This is a genomic window from Cupriavidus necator N-1, assembly GCF_000219215.1.
GTDB classification, from domain to species: domain Bacteria; phylum Pseudomonadota; class Gammaproteobacteria; order Burkholderiales; family Burkholderiaceae; genus Cupriavidus; species Cupriavidus necator.
Genome location: NC_015726.1, coordinates 1,191,545 through 1,213,528, shown reverse-complemented (window position 1 = coordinate 1,213,528; position 21,984 = coordinate 1,191,545). Strand labels below are relative to the sequence as shown.

The following is a 21,984-nucleotide window of genomic DNA, read 5'->3' as shown; positions in this document are numbered from 1 at the left end:
TCCTTGAATGCTGATGGAAATGCAGAACGGGCGACCTTCGCCGCCCGTCCTATCGTGTGGTGCTACCCGCTGGCGTTACGCGCCCGGGTTCTGATACAGACCGCGCCAGTCGATAGCCTTGGCCGCGAACACGTGGCGCGCCTTGATCTGCAGGCCGTCGACTTCGAAGCCGCGGCGCTGCTCGGTGAACAGACCCTCCTCACCCTCGAGGTAGGTGTATTCGATGGTGTCGATCAGACCAGGCTCGGCGATGAGGTGCCAGAGGTTGCCGGTGATGCGGGCGTCGACGATCACCTCGAGCGAGGTGTTGTAGACCGGGTTGATGTCGACCGACTTGGCTGCCACGAAGTTGGCCGAGGTGAACTTGTTCGCCTCGAATTCCTTGTCCGGGCCGACCACCAGGAAGCTGGGCTTCACGTTGAGCACGCGATTCTTCAAGCCCTTCTGCTTGAGCATCGCAGCACGGCCAGCCGAGAGCGCCGCCTCGGAAATCGCGGCACCGGAACCGGCCAGGTTGGCGTGGGTGGCATGGAACAGCGCCACCCCATCGGCCATGTTCGGGTTGCCTGTCAGGATGCCGTAGACGATGTCGCCCTCGAGGGCCGCAGCTTCCGCCGCGATGGCCATCGGCATGCGGTCGAACGCCGACAGGTCATCGTTGATCAGCGATTCCCAGGTGATCGACACGATGCCGCCGTACTTGCCCAGCGAGTACTTCTCGGCCGAGTCACCGAACGAGATGGCCTTGTATTCGCCGCCTTCGTTGACCTTCTGCAGCGCGGAGGCCTCGGACAGCTGCGTGCGAGCCACCTGCTTGAAGTCCGGCGCGGTCGACGGGCGGCAGAACGGCAGGAAGGTACGGGTCTGCACCTGGTACGCCTGGCGCAGGCTGCGGCCCACGGTGTTGCCCAGGATTTCCGGGAAATCGCTGGTGCTGCTCATGCCACCGCGAACCTGCATGTCGCGGTCCAGGTTGAGCGCCATCACCGCGATTTCACGCTTGCTGAGGCCACGGCAGTTGCCGCCGCCCAGCTCGATGGCCTGGCGTGCCATGTCCATCAGGTCCATGCCGCGGAACTGGCGGGCTGCATCCATACGCGCCGCATCGTTGAAGGCACGCGGGTTGGCGCGCAGCACGATCGCGTCGCCCATGGCAGCGCGGCGCGCGTCCGTTTCGTCGCGCGTGGTCTGGATGTCGGCCGCCGAGCGCGTCGGGTTAGCCGCCGAGCGGCGAGCCTGCTCGCGCAGCACCGCCATGCCAGCGTCCGCAGCGCTCATGCTGCGCTCGCCGATCAGCTGGTCAGCGAAGGCGCCGTCCAGGCCACCGAGGCGCACCGCCTCGCGGATGCCAGTCTGGCGCTCAGCTTCCGCGCGGGCGCCTTCCTCGCGCGCCGCGTCCAGGGCACGCTGGTCGACCACCGGGGCAGTCTGGGTGGCAGCCGTCGTCGTGGCCGCCGGCTGGGTGGTCGTGTTCTCACCGGGCATGTTGGGTTCCTTTCGGGTGGGGTTGCCAGCGGCTGCCGGCGTGGATTGGTCGAAGAATTCGCACGCGAACGTGCGTTGCTGCCGGCCCTGCTCTGCCGAGCGCGTCGTCGCGCCCGGGTCGGCCGGTACCGGCACGAGCGAGAGTTCGTACGGCTCCCAGTCGATTGCGCGGTAGATCCACGGGTCACCGTCCACAGCGGGCGCGATGCGCTCCATCTTGTAGATCCGGTAGCCCACGGAGACGTTGCGGATGATTCCGTCGACAACGTCCTGAAAGTACGGCTGGACGTCGTCGCGCTGACTGAAGCGCACCGACGCCCGGCCCTGATCGCCGTCGAGGCTCGCCGCCGTGACGACGCCGAGCACGTCCGACAAGTCGTAGCTCGAGTGCGTGTTCAGCAGGTTGGCCGTGCCGGACTGCAGCCGACCCATCCGCACGTGCGCCGGGTCGAGACTGAGCTCCTCGAGGTAGTAGCGCTCGTTCCACCAGTCGTAGCGCTGCACGCGCGCGCCGGTGGTCCAGACCAGATCGACGGTGCGCGCATCGCGATCGACGGTACCGACTTCCGCCGAACGGCCCATCAGCGGCAGGTCTCGCCGCTCGCCGGCCACCGGGGCGGCCGCAGGTGTTTGTGGTGTTGGCATGTTTGTACGCAAAAAGCCCCGCGCAGGTCTGCACCTGGGCGGGGCGGGTTGAACAAAGGCGGGCTTACTGCTGATTCATCACCTGGGCGGCCGTCGAGGCGTCGATCAGGCGCTCCGAGATGGCAGCATCCGCATCGGAGAGGATGCCCATGGCCCGGAGCTCATCGCGCTCACGCTTGATCTCGGCAAACACCCGGGCCGGGTCGTCGCCACGCTCGCGGATGGCCTCGGACAGGCTCATCATCCCGGCGCGGATGGCTTCTTTGGTCGCCATCACGTCCTTGAACGGGTCGACCCACTCCAGCTTGGGCGGCGTCCAGATGAACGGCGCGATCGCCTCGCGCTGCTTTCCGGCCAGCTTCGCAGTGACCTGGAAGCGTTGCGCGATCGGCTTCATGACCATCGGCACCAGCGCCAGCCACTGCTCGGAACCAATCAGCCGGCGAAACTCGACCAGGCCGCCGCGCATGCTGCTGTAGCTGGTGCGAGACAGGTCGCCTGTCATCTGCTCATAGGTGGTACCGGCACCCACTGCGATCGCATGCAACTGCGTCACGGTGTAATCGCCGTAGCCACCGGCAGCCGATGGCGTTCCGAACTCGACGCCCTCCGCATTGGACAGGTACTTGATCATCCCGGGCGCCACTTTCTCCTGCCGCTGCCCGGAAGCACCCTGCTTGGCCTCGCCGAGCTGCTGGTTGGCGTCATCGGTGCGGACGAACGCCACGAAGCAGGCCTCGATCTTCTTGCGTACCAGCTCGGCCTGCTCATAGTCGGCCAGATCCCGCAGGCGCAGCAGCGAGACGCCGAGCTCCGGCATGCCGCGCACCTGCGCCGGCCGGCGCTTGCGGTAGTAGTGCAGGATCTCGCTGGCCGGCACCCGGCGACTCTCCAGGCTGTTGAGCCTGAAGCCTGCAATCTCGCCCGGATGCTGCGGGAACAACCAGTACGCGACGCGGCGACCCAGAGCGTCGAACTCCACGCCAGTGATCGCATAGTTGCCGTTCGGCATCGGCCCGGTTTTCGTCGAATCGATGTGGTCGGGCTCCAGCACCTGAAGCTGCAGCGGCACCTCGAACCCATCCTCCGGCATGCGCGGACGGAACCGGATGATGACCTCGCCGGACTCGCGGCGAGTGCGATGCGCCAGCTCCATCAGCCCGCTGAAGTCCAGCTGGCCGTCGGCATCGCAGTAATCGCACCAGGCATCCCACATCGCCTGATTCGGCGCCTTCGCCGTGAAGCCGGTGCCCACGGTATTGGATACCAACTTGTCCAACGCCGACGCGGCGTACTCATTGTTGCGCACCACGTCGCGACAGCGCTGGCGCACGCGGTGCAGTGCCGGCGCGATCTCCGCATTGGCACTGCCGCCGCCGGCGATCCAGCCATCGGTGCGGCGGCCGACCTTGGCCGCATCGTAGGCGCGCACGGTATCGAGCGCCATGCGCGCCTGCGCGCGCCGCACGCCGGCCAGTGGCGACACATAGCTGACCAGGTTATCGAGCCAGTTCATGTCAGTCCCTGGTGAAGTAGGCCAGCGAGGAGGGGCCGCGGTTCGTGCGCGATGACTCGGTCAGCTGGCCGGTGGCCAGCAGCGAGCCACGGACCATGTTGTAGGCCTTGGTCAAGTCATCCATCGAGCGGTATGTGACTTCCTTGCCGTCATACTTCACGGAAAGCTCGCCGGATGCGATGGCCTGCTCAAGGGCCTCCAGTTGCGAAAGGGTGAATGCCATGTGTCGGCCTTGTTAGCGGCCGAGCCACCCGTCGGTGTCGCCCAGCCAGTTATCGTCGTGCGCCGTCGGCACAGAGGCCTCCGGCACGCTGCTGTCGGTCGCCGGAGCTTCCGCCGGCACCGCGAGCAGCTGCTCGATCGCGCCCGGCAGTGGATCCGACAGCAAGTCTCCCTGCCGCGGCGCCACGCGCTCGCGCAACCGATCCCACATCGGCTTGGTGTACCGGTGCAGGTCCAGGCAGTACGCCGCAAACATCGCGTACACCGTGCAGTCCAGCACCTCGTTGCGCGCGCCGGACTTTCGCTTGACCCAGCGATGCTCCTCGCCACGGGGCGTGCGTTGGATCACGCGAACCTCGGCGGTGAGTTGCTCGTAGAACGCAACAGGAAGCTGGTCCGAGAAATGCACGAACCCTGGCATTGACTGCCCGGGCTCCGGTGTGGACAGCTTCAGGCGTCCGAACAACAAGTCTTTGGCCGTGTCGGTACCGACGTGCCACAGCCGCACGCCGCGCTTGACCATCACGCCCTTGTAGTTAATGTCCTGCTTGGTCGCACGCCCCTTGATCGGCTTGCCAGCAGCCGGCTCGCCGCGCACGGCATACAGGCGCTGCCCACCCCGAGTCCGCACGAAGTTGTAGACTTGGTGCGTGAAGTGGCCACCGGTGTCGATCGCGGCCGCCTCGATGCCGAGGACCTGGCCACTGGCGTGCGGATAGGTCGTCTTCAGGTATGCGTCGAGCTGATCCCAGGACGCTTCGCTGGCCGGGTTGGCCGCCAGCACTTGATAGTCGACAGGCCACGATTCCTCGCCCTCGCCCCAGCCCCACACGACGATCTCGAAGCGATCATCCTGCACGTCAATGCCAGCAGTCACGGCGAGGACTCCCATCGGGAGCGTGCGCAGCGCATACGGCTCGGCGCGCGCCTTGAGCTGCTCGTGATCGGCTTTCTCGACGTCCTCTTCCCACGTCTCGCCGAGCGTGGTGTTGACGAACGTCTTGAGTTCGGAGGTGTCGCCCTTCTTCGCCTTGGCCTGCGCCGATAGGAACTCGCGCACGATCTGCGACCACGGCGTCATCTCGCTGTACGCCGTCCAGACCCAGAACGACACGGACCTCGGTGCGCGCACCACCTCGCCTTCCGGCGATCGGAACCGACCATCCAGGTCGATCCACATGCCGGTCTCCGACACCCAGCGCCCGCGCCGCCAGACAGTCAGGTAATCCGCTTGCGAGTACCCCTCACCACACAGCGGGCAGTAGTGGAGCACCGTCCCCGGATCATCGCCCTGCCACTTGAACCCGAACGGCTTGTCCTTTCCGCCCCAGCGCACCACATGCTCACCGCCGCAATGCGGGCAAGGGACACGAAAGCTGAACCGCTGCTCGGCCTGCTCGGACCGCCCCTCGATCAGGGAGAAGCCTTTCAGCTTCGGCGTGCTGCCGAGGATCTGCTTCGGGAAGGTCGCGCCCTCAATACGCTTGCGCGAGAGCACCACGGGCGAGCCCTCTTTCTCGACATCACTGTCGAAGCCATCGAGCTCGTCCAGGTAGATGACGTCGACGGAAAGACGCCGGTAATTCTTGGCGGCTTTGCCACCACGGATGTGCAACGTCGAGCCAAGGAAGCCCTTTTTGCGCATCGTATTGTCTTTGCTCCGCTGCATGAACGCGGGAAAGACCGTGGCCATCGCGGCCACGTCGCGCAACATCGTATCGACCTCGGTCTTCACGAAGTCGTCGGCGTCTTCGTCGGTCGGCTGCCATACAGCCTGGTTGCGCCGCTTGTGATGGGCAAAGTAGCCCATCGCCGCCAGGATCATCTTGGTATAGCCAACCCGGGCCGACTTGATGAACACCACCTCCTCGATGTCGTCGTTCGACATCGCGTCCAGGATGGCCACCTGGTAGGGGAAGGCCTGCCACTTTTGCTCGACGTAGCTCGACTCTGCCGACAGGTAGAAGTGCTCGGCCGCCCAGCTCGAAAGCGACATGGGCGTCGGCGCGGCCAGGGCACTAAGGCCCTTCGTAATCGCCTTCTGAATCTCCGACAGGTCCATCGTTCAGGTCTTCCAGCTTGATGGCGGCTGCGATGTTGCGCGCCTTGGTGATCTCCTCGGTGATGAGGTCAATGTCTTCTGCAGACAGCGTGGTGGTCCGCCGCTTGATCTGCACAGGGATCGCCTCGAGCCGCGTCGCGATTTGTCGCCCGACCTTGGCCAGCACCGCCTCGAGCACCGACACCGGCGCCAGTTCCTTCTGCAGCTGCTGGTTGACCATGGCGATCTTGATGCGCTGCTCGCGGGCGAGCGCGGCACGCTCCTGGATCAGATCCAGATCGCCGGTGGAGGCGCGGCCGGCCGCCTGCTCGCGCAGGTTCTCGCAGTACTCCACCAGCCAGCGGCGCAGCGACGCGCCGCGCGTCAGCGTGCCGCGCCCGATCAGGTCACTCACGGCCGGCTGGGAAATACCGACCAGGTCGGCGAAGGCTGCCTGCGTGACCGTGCGATCGACGTCATCCAACAGCTCGGTCACGGTATAACCCCCTAGGAATAATTTCGTGAGTAGTGCGCGATCGGGGCGCGAATTACCCGCGTTTGGGGAAGGTCGGAAGGACCCCCGCCGCGTGACCCCGGCGCCACCTAGCGGGCCGTGGCCAGCGCCCCCGCCAGCGCGCGCCCGAAAATCGCGCCGAACTCGGCGGCAATGGCCTGCTGGCCGATGCCCGCGAAGTCGAAGCGGCGCTTGTAGCCGGCCTTGTCGACATACTTGACCAGCAGCGCCACGCTGCGACCCTTGCGCTGGTAGATGCCAGGCACGCCGTTCACCGTCCCGCTGAATACACCGGGCTTCGCCAGCAGCTTTCGGATCGCGCCCTTCGGCATGTTCCCGTACTGGTTGACCCGAAGGCCTTGCGGGATCACGACCGCCCGCTTTGTCGGGCGGCGCTCACCACCATCCACCTGGTAGCGAAGATACTTCCACTGGTCCGGCTTGATGAACACCGAGGCGATCTGCCTCTGCTTCGTTGCCGGCTTCGTACCGAATGCGCGCATCGTGAACGGCGTGGGCTTGTCCAGCTCACGCGGCAAGGCCCTCGACTCCACACCCGCAACCGCCTTGGCGGTCTGGGTCAACGCCTTGGCAATCGCAAATGGCATCTGCTTCTGCGCGATGTTGTCCAGCGTCTTGCGCACGTCGGCGATGTTGTGCCGCACCGAGACGGTAAGCATTCAATCCTTCAACGACTTCACGTCATCGACAAGCGCCTCGGCAGCTTCGGCAATCGGCTTGACCGCCGCGCTTGCCACGCCGACCACGATCTCAACCGGAGCCACAGCGACCTTAGCAACATCCAGCGCCAACTCACCCACGGATTTCAGCAGCCCAAACATTCGCTCACCCCAGAAAAAGGTAGGCCGACGCGAACGGGGAGAACGCGCCGGCCTATCGGGAACGGCCCGCCAGTGCGAGCCAGGGAGAAAAAGAAAAGGGCCAAGACACAAGCCTCGGCCCCGAAGCCCTGCTTGCGACCGACTCGCTTGCAGGGAAGGAGACACTGTCAATCCGACGAGAAGCTGCTCGTCGCATCCGATCCACCGGAATCCCAATTGCCTGAGGCACCACCGCCATCGAACCCACCACCACCGGCCACCGGTGCGGCGTCGCGCAGACCGAAGGAACCCTCGTCAGCCGCCGCGCCGTCGCAGCTGTATGACGCGAGGAGCATCGCCGCCGGCAGCATCGACATGCCCTCATCGCCCACACTCGCGCGGGAAGCGGTCGAAACCGGCGCGGCACGCGACACATGCGCGCGACGCGGCACCGCCACGGCAGCCTGCAGCAGCGCTCGCGAAGCGAGAACGTCAGGGCTGCGCACACCCACCAGAGTCGGCTCCGGTGAGCGCGCCACCGCCACCGCTGGCATTGCTGGTACCGGCATGCGGATCGGCGGCAGCTGGTTGCTTCCTCGCCACCAGGCGATCAGTCTGCGAATTCCTTTCATGTCGTCGCTGCCTCCGTTCTGCGCGTGCCGCGCCGTGATCCAGCAGTTCGCGAGTCATGATCGAGCCCACGGCCATTCCAAGCAGACATAGGTACATGACGCGCTCCAGAAATGAAAAAACCCGACGCGGAGGACCGGGCCGGGCTTTCATCTTCACTGCACGCACCGAGCGCACAGCGTAGCGGAAATCTACTGATTCACTGCACGGATTGCAAGAGCAGGTGAAAGGGGGGTCTCTTAACGTTTTGATTCTCAAGGCAATATTTCACCATCACATGCAGCGTCTTCTTCATGTGGTACGCCTGGCGTTCGCTGACCTTCACGCGCTTAGCCACATCGCACGCCGGCAGACCGTCGACGTAGAAGCCCATCGCTACCTTGCGCATGTCCAGCGGCAGCTTCAGCACGGCCTTGTGCGTGCGCTCGCACTCATCTTCGAAGGTGGCCACGAACGGGCGCACCGGCACCGTGCGCGCCTCGTCTATCGTCAGGCTGCTTTCCCCGTAGCCGCGCCCGCCATTCCCCTTGTGCAGCCAGGCTGCCCAGGAGCGTAGTCGATCCTTGACCCAGTCATTACTCGCCATGCTCACCTCCGTTTCCCGACGATGGCCCGGACCGATGCGATCCCGCGTTCAGCTACCGAGGCCGTTGCCGGCATGTTTTCGACTTCGGGAATACCGGGAATCGGCGGCAGGTGCTCACGCCGCGCGACTTCCCACAGCCTGCTCCAGCGCGCCGCCGCCACCGGCCAGGCGCCCGGGTGGACCTCACTTACGCCATAGCGCACGGCAGTCCAGAATACCGCGCGATCGCTCCACTGGTCGCGCCGCTCAGCGCGCAGCGGCAGCTGCTCGGCCGCTTCGGCATAGGCCTGCTCGGCGCCGATCTGGCCCGTGCTCATGCTTGGCGACGACGCTCGCGCGTCGCGTCGAGCTCCCGCTTCCACTGCAGCAGCCCACCAGGTGATACGGCCTCGCCCTGCAGGCGCTCGGCATGGGCAGCCTCGACCGCGGCCAGGTTGGCCAAGCGCCGGCGCTCCTGCTCCCGCGCCTCGGCAACTCCCTCGGCGTGGATCGAGGTCCAGGCGTCGCCCCGTTCTTTCACATTCCGCAATAATCCATTGAAGTACGGCCACGGCTTCTTGGCGGCACCGGCCTGCGTAGCGCCATGCCATTCGTCCAAAACACGCTGACGGAGCGATTCAGGTACTTCGACAAGCCTTCGCGCAATGTAGGCCCGCTGGTGCGGCGTAATGCCGGTCGGCCAAGCGAGATGAGGTTCCCACGTGACGCTCGGCTTCGCCCCCTCATCTAATCGCTCGGCCGCAGGCCGTCCCCCACCGCGCGTCGGCCGCTCGAGGCGTTCCTCTGAGGGCTGCTGGCTGCGCGCATTGATCGGTGTTTCGTCGATCTTGGGGTTGCCTGCCTCCTGCGCCGCAGGCGCGGGAGGGTCGATTGATCCATCCTCCTCGGGCCGCAGGCCTGAGGGGGTAGGGGGAGGAGGTTTTAAGGTGTTACCGGACTCCTGATGTGTGGCGGCCTCGGCGTTTTCGCTGGCTGTGGGCAAGTCACGCGAGGCCTTACTGCGTCTGGGCTTGGTGGGCTTCTCCGGATGTATCGACTTCGTATCGGCCTGTTTCTGGGCGCAGTTATCCGTATCGGCGAGCGGACACGCAAACACCAGGTCATAAGGGCCACCCATCTTGCGCAGCAGGCCGAGATGCTGCAGGCGCGCCAGCATGCGTTGCAGCTTGCTCTTGTCGTGAGCGAGGAATCGCACCCCGGACCGTGCTGCGCGCTCCGTCCACTCCTTTAGCGCCTGGTAGGAGATGCGCACGCGCCGACCCACCACGCCAGTCTTGAAATCCATCCGAGGCCGCAAGGCACCGACATAGAGCTGGAACAGGTCCGCCCCCTCACCCATCAGCGCATCGAGCTCAGCGTCATTAATACGGAATGCGGGCATCAGACACCCTCCTCGCTGCGAGGATCCAGGAGCTGCCAGACGTGGCCATGCTCCCACTGGCGATAGTGGCCGCTATACGGGGGGAACGGATTGGCATCGGCCCGCGCTCCCTTCACGGCGGCCTTCTGCCCTGCTTCACGCAGCGATTCGATAGATTGGACTGGAAGATCCATGGAAGTCCTTATGGCCGCACAGCGGCCGCCTCACAGAGAACATCGAAGGTGGCCATGAATGCGGCCGGGTTGTCAGGACCACACTCGGCGCGATACACCTGCGTGGCGTTGATTACTTCCGCGCGGTAAGCGGCGCGCGCCGTCGCATCGGGCAACGAGGTCCAGCGCTCGCAGCAGATCTCCGCGAGCGCCGACATCTGGCCAGCCGCCGCGAAGATCCAAAACACATCACACAACGACCAAAAGCCCAGCAAGTGCTGGGCGAAGACACGCAGGCCGCGCATCCCTTTGTCAGACGCCAATCGGCAGGCGTGATGCCAGGCGCAGCACTTTTGCGCGTCGCCCCGGCATGGCAGGCCGATCGCTTCTCGCGTCGACTTGCAGCACGCCATGTCCGGGCGGAAGCGGACTTCCATCTTCACGCGGGTGGCGTCCGGTCAAACGCGCACAGGTCATCCCAGACGTGGCCTAAATTGGCGCTGCCGTCGTAGGTCCCGACCATGTGCTGCAGAGCCTTGTCGACGCGCAGCTGCGCCGTGTAGTTCGCGTCCTTCACGCTGATCAGGCGAAAGACGCGGCCCTGGCCATGCTTGATCGCGAACAACCCGAAGGGCTCACCACCCTTCAGCACACGCTTCTTGACTCGGTCAAACACCGATTTCAGCTCGCGCGCCGTCAGTGGCTTGCGCCGCCGAAGGATGAGTTTTGGACGCACGCGGCCCACAGGCGCCACGCTTCGTGTGCCGGGCAACAGATCGGATCGGATCATACGAGACGCGGAATTCCGAAGGCGGTATCGTCAGGAACCGTGACGGCCTCGATGGAGTCCCGAAGCATCGTCACCATGGTCAGCACGTGCTGGACCTCGGGTAGCACACGTTCAGCCTCGCTGCGCGTGATCTTTCCGTCCGAAGCCGCCTGCGCAAACTCCGCCATCATCTCGCCGAACTCACGCGCTGCCTCGCCGGCCTGACGCATTGCGGTCGCCACACTGGCGGGCGCGCCTTCGACTTACGGTAAGGGGATCGCGACCATGCCATGACGCCAGCAGAGCGCGCGCATTGGGATCTGCCAGCCATCAAGTTTGGCCTCCTCACACAGTTCCAGGATGAGGGAGTACTCCTCGAAGTTGAGATGGTGCGTATCAATCCCTGGCCGCAGCTTGTTGCGCAATACATTGGGGTACATCTGTCGCCCAAGGCGACGGCCCATTGCCTGCGCGAGGCCCTCAATCGAACCCGGATACCGGCTCGCGAGGCTGTAGAGCGCCTCGTGCTGGTTGATGTCGTTGCCGATCTTCACAGAGACCACGGTAAACCCCCGGAAAACAGCCGTTCTTTCTGCAAGCACGGCCTGCTAATCTTTGTCTCAACGCGGCACTTGACCGCGAGCTCAGGGAGAAATCTGTGTTCCAGCCCAAGCCGAAATTTCTTCGTCGTTTGACTCCGATTGAGAGGCGGCAAAGTACCCCTCGTCGGAAGAATTGGCACGCACCTCAACATGAGGCAACCGTGCCCGACGCCGATCTCAAGAATCCACCTCGATGCGCCCCACTGGAGGCTGGGCGTCGTCAGAGGCGTCCAAACTGCTGACTACCTCCTTCATGAACAATCCCGGGTGGGCAACCTTTACTGCCGATGGGATGCCTCTTACCCTCCAGTTGTGAATTCGCTGAATACCGCCGCGCTTTTTGTCATAGCCAAGGAGCTTGGCGACCTCGGTTGCGCCACCAAGGTCCTCGATGATTTGCCAGTCGCAATGGACGGTGGTCTGGTTCGAGCTCATGGCGCAATTAAACACGACGTTTAATCACAAGTCAAACACGGCGTTTATCAACAGAATGTTTACTCGTGAGAACATCCGCGGCATGCACGAATCCATGGTTCGCCTCTACGAGGCCGCGAAGACACTCAGGGGACTGAGCACGCCAACCGAAGTCGCTCGGGCGCTTAATCAGTCACAGCAAACCATCAATAACTGGGAGCGGAGGGGTATTTCCCAGGGTGGGATGCTGAAGGCGCAGGCGGCGATTGGCTGCAGTGCCACCTGGTTGCTGACTGGAGTTCCACCGATGGAGGCTGTCAAGCCCAAATCTGGTGCAGGTCAGGTAGAAGCAAAACTTAACGAGATAACCTCAGCACCCGCTTACAATCCCCTTTCGATGGCGGGGGATAACTTCGAACCAGGTCCGGATCTCAGACCAAGGCGATACCCCGAGATTTCTTGGGTGCAAGCGGGGATGTGGGCAGAGCTTTGTGAGAATTTCGAGCCGGACGAGCATACGATCTGGCATCAGTGCCATATCGATCTCGGACCATGCGGCTTTGTGGTGACGGTACGGGGCCCATCGATGACTGCGCCTGCAGGGGTCTACCCGTCATTCCCTGATGGGATCAAACTATTTGTGAGTCCCGACGCCGAAGCCCTTCCCGGCAAATATGTGATCGTCCGTCGCGAAGGAAAGGCAACTTTCAAAAAGCTGACGCTGGTTGAGGGTGAAATGTACCTTGAGGCGCTCAACCCGGACTGGCCGGAGCGATACCAAAGGCTCAAAGAAGGGGACCAATTCTGTGGCGTTGTCCGCCACGCTGGATTTGACCTGTAGGCAGGTCGACCTTACACACAGTGAAAGCCCACCGCCCTGGTGGGTTTTTTTTCACACCAGATTAAACACCGTGTTGACGCAAAAATAAACGTGGTGTTTAATTGCCCCCATCGACGCAATCCGCGTCAACGATGGAGGCACCGTGAACAAGCCCAAACAGATCAAAGGCTGGATCTTCTACCTGACCCTGGTAGCCGCCGCCTTCGCCGTCCACGCCTGCGCCGTTGAGTCTGACCTACGGGCCGACCCCACGACCGCTACGGCGCGCCAAGTGTGAGGGGCGGCCATGCATCTCGAATATCCCGACTACGCAGTACGTCCGCGCCCTAACCGCTGGCTGGTCATCGATGACTTCGGCTCCGAGCACAACTGGATCTACCGGTCCGGGTACACCGAAGGCGATCGTGGCAGATCTATTTTCCTAGACAGCGCCAATCAGGATCCGGACTTCCTCCGCTTGGAGGAGACCACCCCCACCCGCCACTACATGCGGGAGGCGATGTCCTTCAGTACGACATTTGGCCTCAGCGTCGAACTCGATCTTTGCATCGACTTCTGGCATTGCCCGGCATGGGACGACGTACGAGGCGAACCCCTAACGTCGCGAGAGCATGGCGCACAGATAAAGATCGAATGCATCACTGTGGGCGGCCACTACGGCGAGCGGCTCGAGTCTTGCGTGACCTCCATGCCTGAACTGCTCGAACTCTGCTGGCAATACCTCGAGCTAGAGCGAGCCCGAGATCTCGCAGAAGCAGCCGCCAGGGCGACAGCTCGCGCTATGGGGGCTGCGCAATGATCCGCCCCTTCTACGTCGACCTACCTACGGTAGCGTCCATCGTGGCGCTCTCGGAAACCAGCGTGCAAAAGCTCGTGCGCGAAGAGCAGTTCCCGAAACCGCGCACCGTTTCGAGCCGTCGGGTTGCCTGGCTTGTACGCGAGGTTGAAGAGTGGGCCGAAGCCCGCCCGGTATCCGACCTCCCGCCGCCGCCGAACACATCCAGGAGGAAGCCGCAATGATCGCGTTCCGCATCGTCCTCGACGGCCGTCGCGCCTATGTCGGCCTGTTTCGCTGCACCTTCGATGCGATCGAAGACGGATTCAACCGCGGCGCGCGCACGGTAGCTGCCAAGCGCATCACGTCACAGGGCTGAAATGAGCCGGCGCCGCGCCCGCTACACGTTTGCCGACCTGGTCGAAGGCTTCCGCCTGATGAACGGGTCGGGCAACGCTGAGCTGCGCGTCCGCGAATGGCGCGTGGCCATGCAGGTGCGCGCGTTTCTCGATGCCCAGCGCAAGACTCAGGCGCGCCGCCACCCTCCCCGCCTCCGCTTCGATCCATCCATCCCAGATCACAAACGCCGCCAGGCAAACGACCTCGACTGAGGAGAGACCCATGCTGATCGGACTTACCGGCCGCCCTGGTGTCGGCCAGGATGCTGTCGCCGACTATCTCGCGCGCACCCACGCTTTCACCCCTACGAAGCTCATCACCGACCCGCTCGTCGACGAACTGGCAGGCCACCACATCGTGGTGATGCATATCCGCGATCGAGTCGACGCCGAGATCCTGGCTGAGCGTGGCGGCATCGTCGTGCACCTGCGCGACCCCCATCTGCCCGACTTCGGGCCCGAGAATGACATTGCGCTGCGTGACATCGACCACCAGGTCACCGTGTCGCGCGATTTCTTCCGCGCCTTCGACCTGCTCGACCGCGTGATTGGCGACGCCGAGTTCCTGGGGGCCGCGACATGAAAAAGCGCAGCAACTACCAGCCACGGCCGGTCGCCATCCCCATGACGGCCCAGAACACGCGGCACGTCGACCTCACGTTTTACGCGGACCTGGCCGGCTTCATCAGCGCGCCCAGCGATACCGGCTACAACCGGCTGATGCGCACGTTGGAGCTGATCACCCTCGCCATGAAGGCACAGGGCATCCAGGACTATGACGTGCAGCTGGGATCCGCCCGGCGCGCCATGGCTGGCGTTTTCGGGCGCTGGCAGCGCTCCGCCAAAGTCACGGTGCTGGACCTTGAAGCGCTGACGCTGCGCGCAGCCGCACCCTCCATCGAGGAGGCCATCGGCCGTACGCGCCTCGACACATTCACCGCCGCCCACGCCATCACCAAGGCCACCATGCAAGCGCAAGGCGCGCCCGTCGAAGCCTGACCCCAACCATCCGGAGCACCACATGAGCACCCCCCAAGCAGGCGATCTTTTGCACGTGCGCATCGACCAGCTGGCCATCTCGCCGCGAAACGTCCGCAAGACCCCCTCCTCCACCATCAACGAACTGGCCGCATCGATCCTGTCTCATGGACTGATGCAGAACCTCACCATCACGGCCACCACCAACCGTAAGAAGAACGCCGCACCCTACGAGGTCATCGCCGGCGGCCGGCGCCTGCAGGCGCTCCAGCAGCTCATGGCCGAGCGCAAGCTGCCCAAGGATCACGAAGTCCTCTGCATCTTGCGTGAGGCCGGCGACGCCGAGGAGGCCAGCATCGCCGAGAACATGCACGAAGCCATGCACCCCGCCGACGAGTTCGAGGCCTTCAAGGTGCTGATCGATGCCGGCAGCTCCGTCGACGATGTCGCCGCGCGCTTTGGCGTCACGCCGCTGGTTGTGCGCCGCCGCCTCAAGCTGGCAAACGTCTCGCCACGACTCATTACCGAATACCGCGCGGGCAACATCAAGCTGGACCAGCTCACGGCCCTGGCCATCTCCGACAACCACGCTGACCAGGAACGCGTGTGGGACACCGCCACTCCGTGGCAACGCAATCCGACCTATCTGCGTGAAGCTCTGGTTGACAAGGCCATCGACGCCTCGCGCGATCGCTTGGCGCGCTTCGTCGGCCTGGACGCCTACGAGGCCGCGGGTGGCCCGGTCACGCGCGATCTCTTCAGCAACGGCGGCGGCTACATCGGCGACGCCAAGCTGCTCCAGCGCATGGCCATGGAAAAGCTCGAAGGGATCGCCGACCAAGTGCGCGCGGAAGGCTGGAGTTGGGTTGAAGCCCGGGAGAAGCTCGACTACAGCGAACAGCACAGCTTCGGCCGCAGCCAAGCGAAGAAACGCGACACCACCGCCGAGGAGGCCGCTCAGCTCGAGCAGTTGGAGATGCGTGCACGCCAGCTCGACGACCTACTCCAGGACGAGGATTCCACCGACGAGCAGCAAGCAGAATTCGACCAGGTCGAGGCCGAAATCGCTAACCTCAAGACAGGCCTGGAAGACTACACCGAACGTCAGAAGTCCCGCGCCGGCGCAATCGTCACCATCGACCACGCAGGCGCTGTCGAGATCCACCGCGGGCTAATCAAACCGACCAAGGACGGCAAGAAGCCGCAGGATCTGCATGCCGAAAGCGAAGGCGGCGAGACTCCAACGCAGGCGCCGCAGGAGAAGTCGCTGCCGGCAACCCTGATACACAAGCTCACCGCACACCGCACCGTCGCGCTGCAGGCGCTGGTGGCTGAGTCGCCAACGGTAGCACTCACGGCGTTGCTGTATGCACTGGTACCGGACGTCTTCCATTCGTCGCTGAACTATCGCCATCGATATGACGCCGTGGCCAAGGTCTCGATCACTGACCAGCGCGGCTCCGCGTCATCTGCCACGTCCGACATCGAGGCCTCGCCCGCCTGGCAGCGCATGGAAGCCAGCGTTGCACGCTGGGAAGACCGCCTGCCCGGTGAGGCCGACGATCTGTTCACCTGGCTCCAGGAACTTAGCCAGGCCGACCAGCTTGATCTGCTGGCGGTCTGCGTGGCGCACAGCATCAACACCTTCGAGCAACGGGAGGACGCCGCCGGCCACGCGCGCGCCAACCAACTCGCCGAGGCGCTGGATCTCGACATGGCCGACTGGTGGCAGCCCACCGCCGGCTCCTACTTGGCTAGCGTGCCGGCAGCCCGCCGCATCGAAGCCGTGCGCGAAGCTGCCGGTGAAGAAGCCGCCGCAGGCCTGGCCGGTATGAAGAAGGGCGACATGATAGCCGCGGCCGAGGGACACCTGGACGGCCGACGCTGGCTCCCCGCCCTGCTGCGCCGCCCCATCCCGCCCAAGGCAGCAGCGAAGCCCACCAGCCGAAAGCCCGCTGTCCGCTATCGCGACGAGCTCGGCAACACCTGGACCGGCCGCGGCAAGCGCCCAGGCTGGGTCGAAGCAGCCCTCGCCAGCGGCAAGACCCTGGACGACCTGCTGGCCAGCTGAACCATCACACCGGAGATCCCCATGGCAAAGCATCGCCGCACTAACCGTGCGCCATCGATCAACAGCATCGGCGCACGCATCCCCGAAGAGCAAGGCCTGCGACTCGCCGCCACGTCGCGTGATGATGCCAAGACCTTCCGCAAATCACCCCGCACCCACGTCGACGACATCGCCGTGGATCAGCTGGCCAGCGCGATGAAGGCCAAGCTGGCCGAAAAACGCAAGGAAGGCGCCGGCGGCTGGGACAACCCGCTGGAATGCTCGATCGAACGCCTGGCACAGCTGATGGCCGAAGCCTTGTGCAAGGGCAAGCTGGTCAATGTGGCCAACTACGCCGCCATGCTGCGCGCCCGCGGCGCCAGCGAGCAAGTCGTCGCCGAGCACGCGATGCGCGCGTTCCTGCAGGGCAGCCGCGAAACCATGGCAGCCAAGGCTGAGCAGCTCGAAAGGCTCACCGCGTCGCTCTCGAACATCGTGCATGACCAGGTCGTGGTGATGCAGGCCGCCTGGATCGAGTGGGAACACGGGCGCGGCGCCGACGATGCCATGGGCTGGATCCACAACACCCTATGTGGACCGGGCCACATCCCGGACGAAGACGCGCCGTACGGGATGGAAGCACAGGCCTGGTTCGATGCCAACCAGTCTAATCCCATGCCGCAATGCTTCTGCGGCCGACCCTCGCATATCGGCTGGATGAAGCAAGGGTTCTGCAGTGAGGCGCACTACGCCGAGGCCAAAGTCCGGGCCACGACGAATAGCGAGGCCCCAGCATGAGCGCCCAAGCACAACCGCGCGAATGGTATGCCGCGATCACCAGCCCGATCCGCGGCGTGATGTGCATGGACCGCAGCGCCTGGAACCGCAGTCCGGCCGAGATCGAGCGTGTGCTGGTGCGCGAGGTCCTGCCAGGCGAGCAGCCGACTGCGATCGCCGCCGCAGCATGCGGCAACGCTGACGTGGCCAGCGCCATCGAGGCCGCCATGACGGATCTCGCGCGCGAGCTGGGCTGCGCCTACAGCGATTTGATTCCGCACAACGCCGGTCTCTTCATCCCAGGCGAAGCACGCGCGTGCGCCCACCCCGTCGACGCGATCCGCCGGCTGTTTGCGCACGTCTACGCCGGCGGCCACGTCCTGCGCGCACCGCAGCTGATGCCGGACACCCCATCGCAACGCACAAGCAAGGCCGAGCCCTCCCCTACCGAATCCGACCCGCGCCAAGTGGCGCTTTTCGAGGAATGACAATGACCGAATCAACTACACCGGCACATTGCCGGGACGAAGACTGGAAGCTGGCGCGCGAGAGCGGACTGATGATGGCCGGGCCTGGCACAAACGCATGGGATGCCGCGCTCGGGCGCTTTGCTGACGCTGTGCGTGCCGCCCATGGCGTGAAGCATAACGATGCCGACGACGACCACACCTCGAAGGCGCAGTATCGACGCATGTTCCAGGCCGCCTGCTCTGACCTCGGGCTCATTAACGAGAAGCTGGGCCTTGATCCCAATGACGGTGGCGCCGAGCCGATTCTCGCCGCGATTGACGAGCTACTGGCCACCTCCACGGCAGTCGGCCAAGGCGACCTGGTGGCAGCCGTCAGAGCAATGCTGACCATGCTCGACAGCGGGGAGTGGGCAGAGTATGCCGCCGCCATTACGGGCCGCGGGAACGCACTCGCGCAGCGCCTCGAAGACGCCATCACCGATCTGCACAACGAGGCCTCCGCCAACCGCGACATGCTGGACGACGCGCGCACTGAGCTGGAGATGCTTCGCCAAGCGTTGGGCGTGTCCTACGAACCGCACCAGACGCTGCGCGAGCGACTGCTGGACGCCGCGCAGCGTGCCATCAAGGCGGAGACGAACAATGGCTGAACGACACAAGCAACGCATCCGCACCACCACAGTAGCCACTGTTTCACTGACTGTCGAGGTCCACGTCGGCAGCTGGGGCCCTGAATGCGCCCTCTCACAGGTCTACGGGCAGGCGGCAGAAGAAGCGATCAACTCTGTTCGCAACATCGTCCACAAGGCCGACCAGCAGCACCGGATGCGCGTGATTTCCGTGGAGGGAATCAAGGCGATCACCACCAACGTGGAGCACGGCAATGGCTGAAGAGCTTGAGAACCTGACTCCGAACCAGCGCCGCGCACTCGGCAAAGCCCTGTCCGCGCTGCAGACGATGGCAGCCATGTGGGGTGCCGAAATCCGCCTCAGCGAGGTCGCGCAGCGCCTGGCCAATTACCAGCCCGAAGCAGAACGAGCAAAGGCCATTGCCGCGTTCATCGAGCAGGCTTTTATCGAGGGCGCGTATCGCCACTACCTGGACCGTGATCCCGCCGCGCAATCCATGGGTGTGGGTGGTGGAGTTCCGGAGGGTCACCCATGACGGTCTACGTTGACGACATGGAAGCCAGCTATGGCCGCATGGTGATGTGCCACATGCTGGCCGATACGACTGAGGAACTGCTGGCCATGGCCGACAAGATCGGCGTGCAGCGGAAGTGGATGCAGAAGGCCGGCACACACCATGAACACTTCGACATCGCCAATAGCAAGCGCGCGCTAGCAATCGCGCATGGCGCCGTCGAAATCGACCGGGCCGGCCTGGTCGAGATCCTGCGAAATCGTCGCGCCGCCATGAGCGCCAGCAAGGAGGGCTAGCACCATGTCACAACCTTTGAACCTCGACGCCCTCGAGCGCAACGCGATAACTCACGGAAAGCTGACCTGGAAGGACGCACACGCGCTCGTATCGTACGCCCGCACCCTGGCCTATCAGGTCGCCAGACTGCAAGCCGCCGCCCCCGAAGAGCAATGGGCACCGATGACCGATGAGCAAAGGACACGCTGGAAGCAAACCGGCCTCTTCCCGGTGGAGAAATGGAAGAAGGGCGCGGATAGTACTCCGCTAGCATGCCCCATGCCGACCAATGAAGAGCTGCGAGCGCTGGCGTCCGCTGTGCCGGAACATCTGCAGCTCTCTGGCTGGTACATCGGGAAACCCGCTTTCGGGCATCGCTACTTGTATGCGGACAACTTCCGCGGAATGGGAAGACAGTGGGTGTGCCATTTCGCAAGCGAAAAGGGTTATTTCAATGGACTCGCTGAGTACGTGGCGGCCGTCCATCCTCGCACTGTTATTCGCCTACTGGACCGCATCGCAGAGCTAGAGGCCCAGCAGGAAGCCAAGGCGGAATGCCACAGCGACATATGTAGTGACTGCTCGGAGCCCGTGATACACGAATTGAAATGCGATGAGGAGCCGTTCGCAGACCTACTCTCTGGCCGCAAAGCATGCGAGGTCCGCCGCGATGACCGAGGCTACGAAGTGGGCGACCTACTGCGCCTGCGCGAGACGCTGTACAGCGCAAAGGCTATGTCGAAGGGCATGCCGCTGAAGTACACGGGCCGCGAGGTAATCAAGCGCGTGACGCATATCCAGCGGGATTACGACTTGCCCACCGACACGATCGTGCTGTCGCTCGGAGCCCCCATCCATTCCTCGCAGGAGGCCGCCTGACCATGACCCGCCCTGCCCTCGCCCGCACTGCGGGCATCCTTTGCGGCAACCCGGAATTCCGCCGCTTCCTCGCCGAGCGCTTCCCGGTGGATTGGCGAGACTTCTCCGACCTGGAGGATACCGACCGCGCCGCCGCAGTGCTTCGCCACGCCTGCGGCATCAAATCGCGCAGCGAGCTTGACAGCGATCCCACGGCTGCCCAGCGCTTCCACGCCGAGCTTGGGTTTCCCTTCAACGCCTGGCGTCGCTCCAAATAAGCCCCCCCTACCGGAGGGCCGCGAGGCTCTCCAGCTTCTCCGACAGTTTCCCCAGCCACTCATGCCGCTCGCGGTCATACGTGTGCCGGTTGTAGACACCCTGCACGCCAGGCAACATGTGACCGAGAACGGACTCCGCAACCTCGGTCGGGCAGCCCATTGACGCGAGCAGCGTGCGAACCGTGCGGCGAAGGTCATGCGGCGCCCACCGGGCGACCGTGAGACGGGGCCGCTGATCCTCCGGCCGGGTCTTCGAGTACGGCTGGTGATAGAAGACTGCCGTCTGGATCGTCTTCTGCTCGGTCGGGCCGCCGACCCTGGACGGGAACAGATACCCCTTGCCAGCAATGGCCAGGCGCCGGCGCACGATCTGCTCGGCCTGGCCGAACAGCGGCACGCGCAGGTCCGTAGCCCCCTGCCGCTTGGCATTCTTGGTTTTCGCCTTGGGAATAGTCCACCAGAGGCCGTCCTCCTCCTCGCTGATCTCGGCCGCCTCCATCGAGACAATCTCCGACCCGCGCGTGCCGGTCCACAGATACAGCGCCAGCGCGTCTGCCACGATACGGCTGAAATTCGGCAGCCAGCGGATCAGCTCGCCGACCTCGCTCTCCGTCAGCACGCGCTTCACCTCCCCAACCGACTTTCCTTCGATCTTTTTCCCCCGACTCTGGAATCTGCCGCGCATAATCTGGCGCCACCAGTTCGGCGTGTCATCCGGGAGCTTTCCGGCGTCCAGACCATAGTCCCACGCCGCCCCGAGCTCGGAACGCAGCCTCCCAGCCTGGACAGGAATGTGCATGTAAGAGTTGAGCAGCTCAAACGCAACCGACCGGGTAACCTGCTGAGGAAGCATGTCGGCAATTGGGTCGAGCATGGTGTCAAACATCCTGCGGATCTCTTTCGCCCCTTTCAGTGCTCGATTGCGCTCAACGTGCCCTTCCAGATAGTTCCGGCAGAGCCGACGGACATCGTACGGCCCCTCCTGCGGTAAACTCCCATCCGATACCGACCGTGCGCTGGCTCTCGCTGCACGCTTCTCCGCTGCAACATCGCGGCCACTGTCCCGGGCAGCCCTGAGCTTCTCCCATTCGACAATGGCAGCCGCCGGCGACATCGCTGGCCAGGCCCCGATCTTCGTCTGCTTCATGCGGCCGTCGACCGGCGACTTGTAGCGGTAGATCCACGTGCGCCGGCTGGCGGCGCATTCAAGGCGCAGGCCCGGATGATCTGTGATCGTCATGTGCTCGCCCGGTTTAAGCAGCTTGGCAGCGCGCGCGTCGAATTGCATGGCGTAGGATTTCAGTAGCGTAGGTTTTGCCGGAATGGCATCGGCGCACCCCGGCGTGGTTTTTTCGGGATGA

33 protein-coding genes and 1 pseudogene are annotated in these 21,984 nt (G+C 64.2%); 17 read left to right on the top strand and 17 right to left on the bottom strand.

Going from position 1 to position 21,984, the window contains the following annotated elements; translation table 11 throughout:
• Nucleotides 1–75: 75 nt before the first annotated feature.
• The 16 genes and pseudogenes from CNE_RS05785 to CNE_RS39100 all read right to left on the bottom strand — a co-directional run bounded on the left by CNE_RS05785 (nt 76) and on the right by CNE_RS39100 (nt 11,799).
• A complete protein-coding gene (locus CNE_RS05785) occupies nt 76–2,130 on the bottom strand; it encodes a prohead protease/major capsid protein fusion protein (protein ID WP_013956198.1) in 2,055 nt (684 codons plus the stop codon).
• Nucleotides 2,131–2,194: 64 nt separating this feature from the next.
• Nucleotides 2,195–3,646, bottom strand: coding sequence for a phage portal protein (locus CNE_RS05780; RefSeq protein WP_013956197.1), 1,452 nt, complete (start codon nt 3,644–3,646; stop codon nt 2,195–2,197).
• 1 nt (nt 3,647) lies between these two features.
• Nucleotides 3,648–3,869, bottom strand: a complete 222-nt coding sequence (locus CNE_RS05775) for a phage head-tail joining protein (RefSeq protein ID WP_013956196.1) — start codon at nt 3,867–3,869, stop codon at nt 3,648–3,650.
• A gap of 12 nt (nt 3,870–3,881) precedes the next feature.
• Nucleotides 3,882–5,930, bottom strand: coding sequence for a phage terminase large subunit family protein (locus CNE_RS05770; RefSeq protein ID WP_013956195.1), 2,049 nt, complete (start codon nt 5,928–5,930; stop codon nt 3,882–3,884).
• The gene (locus CNE_RS41495) at nt 5,887–6,405 is read right to left on the bottom strand and encodes a terminase small subunit (protein WP_013956194.1); all 519 of its coding nucleotides are present in this window, start codon (nt 6,403–6,405) and stop codon (nt 5,887–5,889) included. Before CNE_RS41495 ends, CNE_RS05770 begins: the two co-directional genes overlap by 44 nt.
• A 107-nt stretch (nt 6,406–6,512) precedes the next feature.
• Nucleotides 6,513–7,103: a hypothetical protein gene (locus tag CNE_RS41490; RefSeq protein ID WP_013956193.1), complete on the bottom strand. Its 591-nt coding sequence runs from the start codon at nt 7,101–7,103 to the stop codon at nt 6,513–6,515.
• Complete coding sequence (locus CNE_RS41485) at nt 7,104–7,265, bottom strand: hypothetical protein (protein WP_158310021.1); 162 nt, start codon at nt 7,263–7,265, stop codon at nt 7,104–7,106.
• A 167-nt stretch (nt 7,266–7,432) separates the two neighbouring features.
• Nucleotides 7,433–7,876 (bottom strand): hypothetical protein, encoded by a 444-nt coding sequence (locus CNE_RS05755; protein ID WP_148271562.1) that lies wholly within the window; start codon nt 7,874–7,876, stop codon nt 7,433–7,435.
• 197 nt (nt 7,877–8,073) lie between these two features.
• Nucleotides 8,074–8,460 (bottom strand): hypothetical protein, encoded by a 387-nt coding sequence (locus CNE_RS05750; RefSeq protein ID WP_013956192.1) that lies wholly within the window; start codon nt 8,458–8,460, stop codon nt 8,074–8,076.
• A gap of 2 nt (nt 8,461–8,462) precedes the next feature.
• Entirely contained in the window at nt 8,463–8,777 is a 315-nt protein-coding gene (locus CNE_RS05745; RefSeq protein ID WP_013956191.1) for a hypothetical protein, read from the bottom strand.
• Complete coding sequence (locus CNE_RS05740; RefSeq protein ID WP_013956190.1) at nt 8,774–9,841, bottom strand: hypothetical protein; 1,068 nt, start codon at nt 9,839–9,841, stop codon at nt 8,774–8,776. Before CNE_RS05740 ends, CNE_RS05745 begins: the two co-directional genes overlap by 4 nt.
• Complete coding sequence (locus CNE_RS41480) at nt 9,841–10,014, bottom strand: hypothetical protein (protein WP_158310020.1); 174 nt, start codon at nt 10,012–10,014, stop codon at nt 9,841–9,843. The genes CNE_RS05740 and CNE_RS41480 overlap by 1 nt, the downstream gene beginning before the upstream one ends.
• 8 nt (nt 10,015–10,022) lie before the next feature.
• Complete coding sequence (locus CNE_RS05735; RefSeq protein ID WP_013956189.1) at nt 10,023–10,436, bottom strand: hypothetical protein; 414 nt, start codon at nt 10,434–10,436, stop codon at nt 10,023–10,025.
• Nucleotides 10,433–10,783, bottom strand: a complete 351-nt coding sequence (locus tag CNE_RS05730; protein WP_013956188.1) for a hypothetical protein — start codon at nt 10,781–10,783, stop codon at nt 10,433–10,435. Before CNE_RS05730 ends, CNE_RS05735 begins: the two co-directional genes overlap by 4 nt.
• A pseudogene (locus CNE_RS42850) lies at nt 10,780–11,316 on the bottom strand (phage regulatory CII family protein). Before CNE_RS42850 ends, CNE_RS05730 begins: the two are co-directional and overlap by 4 nt.
• A 225-nt stretch (nt 11,317–11,541) precedes the next feature.
• The gene (locus CNE_RS39100; protein ID WP_013956185.1) at nt 11,542–11,799 is read right to left on the bottom strand and encodes a hypothetical protein; all 258 of its coding nucleotides are present in this window, start codon (nt 11,797–11,799) and stop codon (nt 11,542–11,544) included.
• Between CNE_RS39100 and CNE_RS42010 the strand changes: the two genes are divergently transcribed.
• From CNE_RS42010 to CNE_RS05650, 17 genes are all read left to right on the top strand, one after another.
• Complete coding sequence (locus CNE_RS42010) at nt 11,798–12,619, top strand: LexA family protein (RefSeq protein ID WP_238553056.1); 822 nt, start codon at nt 11,798–11,800, stop codon at nt 12,617–12,619. The two genes, CNE_RS39100 and CNE_RS42010, sit on opposite strands and share 2 nt — an antisense overlap.
• 142 nt (nt 12,620–12,761) lie before the next feature.
• Complete coding sequence (locus CNE_RS42685; RefSeq protein ID WP_013956183.1) at nt 12,762–12,896, top strand: hypothetical protein; 135 nt, start codon at nt 12,762–12,764, stop codon at nt 12,894–12,896.
• Nucleotides 12,897–12,905: 9 nt separating this feature from the next.
• Nucleotides 12,906–13,418 carry a hypothetical protein gene (locus CNE_RS05710; RefSeq protein WP_013956182.1) on the top strand — a complete coding sequence of 171 codons (513 nt, stop codon included), beginning with the start codon at nt 12,906–12,908 and terminating at the stop codon, nt 13,416–13,418.
• Complete coding sequence (locus CNE_RS39095) at nt 13,415–13,639, top strand: helix-turn-helix transcriptional regulator (protein ID WP_319609830.1); 225 nt, start codon at nt 13,415–13,417, stop codon at nt 13,637–13,639. Before CNE_RS05710 ends, CNE_RS39095 begins: the two co-directional genes overlap by 4 nt.
• A complete protein-coding gene (locus tag CNE_RS41475) occupies nt 13,636–13,773 on the top strand; it encodes a hypothetical protein (RefSeq protein ID WP_158310019.1) in 138 nt (45 codons plus the stop codon). The genes CNE_RS39095 and CNE_RS41475 overlap by 4 nt, the downstream gene beginning before the upstream one ends.
• A 1-nt stretch (nt 13,774) precedes the next feature.
• Nucleotides 13,775–14,005: a hypothetical protein gene (locus CNE_RS05705; RefSeq protein WP_013956180.1), complete on the top strand. Its 231-nt coding sequence runs from the start codon at nt 13,775–13,777 to the stop codon at nt 14,003–14,005.
• Between the two features lie 10 nt (nt 14,006–14,015).
• Nucleotides 14,016–14,375 carry a hypothetical protein gene (locus tag CNE_RS05700; RefSeq protein WP_013956179.1) on the top strand — a complete coding sequence of 120 codons (360 nt, stop codon included), beginning with the start codon at nt 14,016–14,018 and terminating at the stop codon, nt 14,373–14,375.
• On the top strand, nt 14,372–14,791 hold the full coding sequence (locus tag CNE_RS05695; protein ID WP_013956178.1) for a hypothetical protein: 420 nt from the start codon (nt 14,372–14,374) through the stop codon (nt 14,789–14,791). The genes CNE_RS05700 and CNE_RS05695 overlap by 4 nt, the downstream gene beginning before the upstream one ends.
• Before the next feature lie 55 nt (nt 14,792–14,846).
• Entirely contained in the window at nt 14,847–16,841 is a 1,995-nt protein-coding gene (locus tag CNE_RS05690) for an H-NS family nucleoid-associated regulatory protein (RefSeq protein WP_238553055.1), read from the top strand.
• Between the two features lie 21 nt (nt 16,842–16,862).
• On the top strand, nt 16,863–17,618 hold the full coding sequence (locus tag CNE_RS38640; protein ID WP_013956176.1) for a hypothetical protein: 756 nt from the start codon (nt 16,863–16,865) through the stop codon (nt 17,616–17,618).
• A complete protein-coding gene (locus CNE_RS05680; protein ID WP_013956175.1) occupies nt 17,615–18,085 on the top strand; it encodes a hypothetical protein in 471 nt (156 codons plus the stop codon). The genes CNE_RS38640 and CNE_RS05680 overlap by 4 nt, the downstream gene beginning before the upstream one ends.
• 2 nt (nt 18,086–18,087) lie before the next feature.
• Nucleotides 18,088–18,717, top strand: a complete 630-nt coding sequence (locus CNE_RS05675; RefSeq protein WP_013956174.1) for a hypothetical protein — start codon at nt 18,088–18,090, stop codon at nt 18,715–18,717.
• Nucleotides 18,710–18,958, top strand: a complete 249-nt coding sequence (locus tag CNE_RS05670; protein WP_013956173.1) for a hypothetical protein — start codon at nt 18,710–18,712, stop codon at nt 18,956–18,958. Before CNE_RS05675 ends, CNE_RS05670 begins: the two co-directional genes overlap by 8 nt.
• The gene (locus CNE_RS05665; protein WP_013956172.1) at nt 18,951–19,232 is read left to right on the top strand and encodes a hypothetical protein; all 282 of its coding nucleotides are present in this window, start codon (nt 18,951–18,953) and stop codon (nt 19,230–19,232) included. Before CNE_RS05670 ends, CNE_RS05665 begins: the two co-directional genes overlap by 8 nt.
• Complete coding sequence (locus tag CNE_RS05660) at nt 19,229–19,507, top strand: DUF4031 domain-containing protein (protein WP_013956171.1); 279 nt, start codon at nt 19,229–19,231, stop codon at nt 19,505–19,507. The genes CNE_RS05665 and CNE_RS05660 overlap by 4 nt, the downstream gene beginning before the upstream one ends.
• 4 nt (nt 19,508–19,511) lie before the next feature.
• Complete coding sequence (locus CNE_RS41930; protein WP_013956170.1) at nt 19,512–20,366, top strand: DUF3850 domain-containing protein; 855 nt, start codon at nt 19,512–19,514, stop codon at nt 20,364–20,366.
• A 2-nt stretch (nt 20,367–20,368) separates the two neighbouring features.
• On the top strand, nt 20,369–20,623 hold the full coding sequence (locus tag CNE_RS05650; protein WP_013956169.1) for a hypothetical protein: 255 nt from the start codon (nt 20,369–20,371) through the stop codon (nt 20,621–20,623).
• Between the two features lie 7 nt (nt 20,624–20,630).
• Here CNE_RS05650 and CNE_RS05645 read toward each other — a convergent pair whose 3' ends face one another.
• Nucleotides 20,631–21,911, bottom strand: coding sequence for a tyrosine-type recombinase/integrase (locus CNE_RS05645; protein ID WP_013956168.1), 1,281 nt, complete (start codon nt 21,909–21,911; stop codon nt 20,631–20,633).
• Nucleotides 21,912–21,984 lie beyond the last annotated feature (73 nt).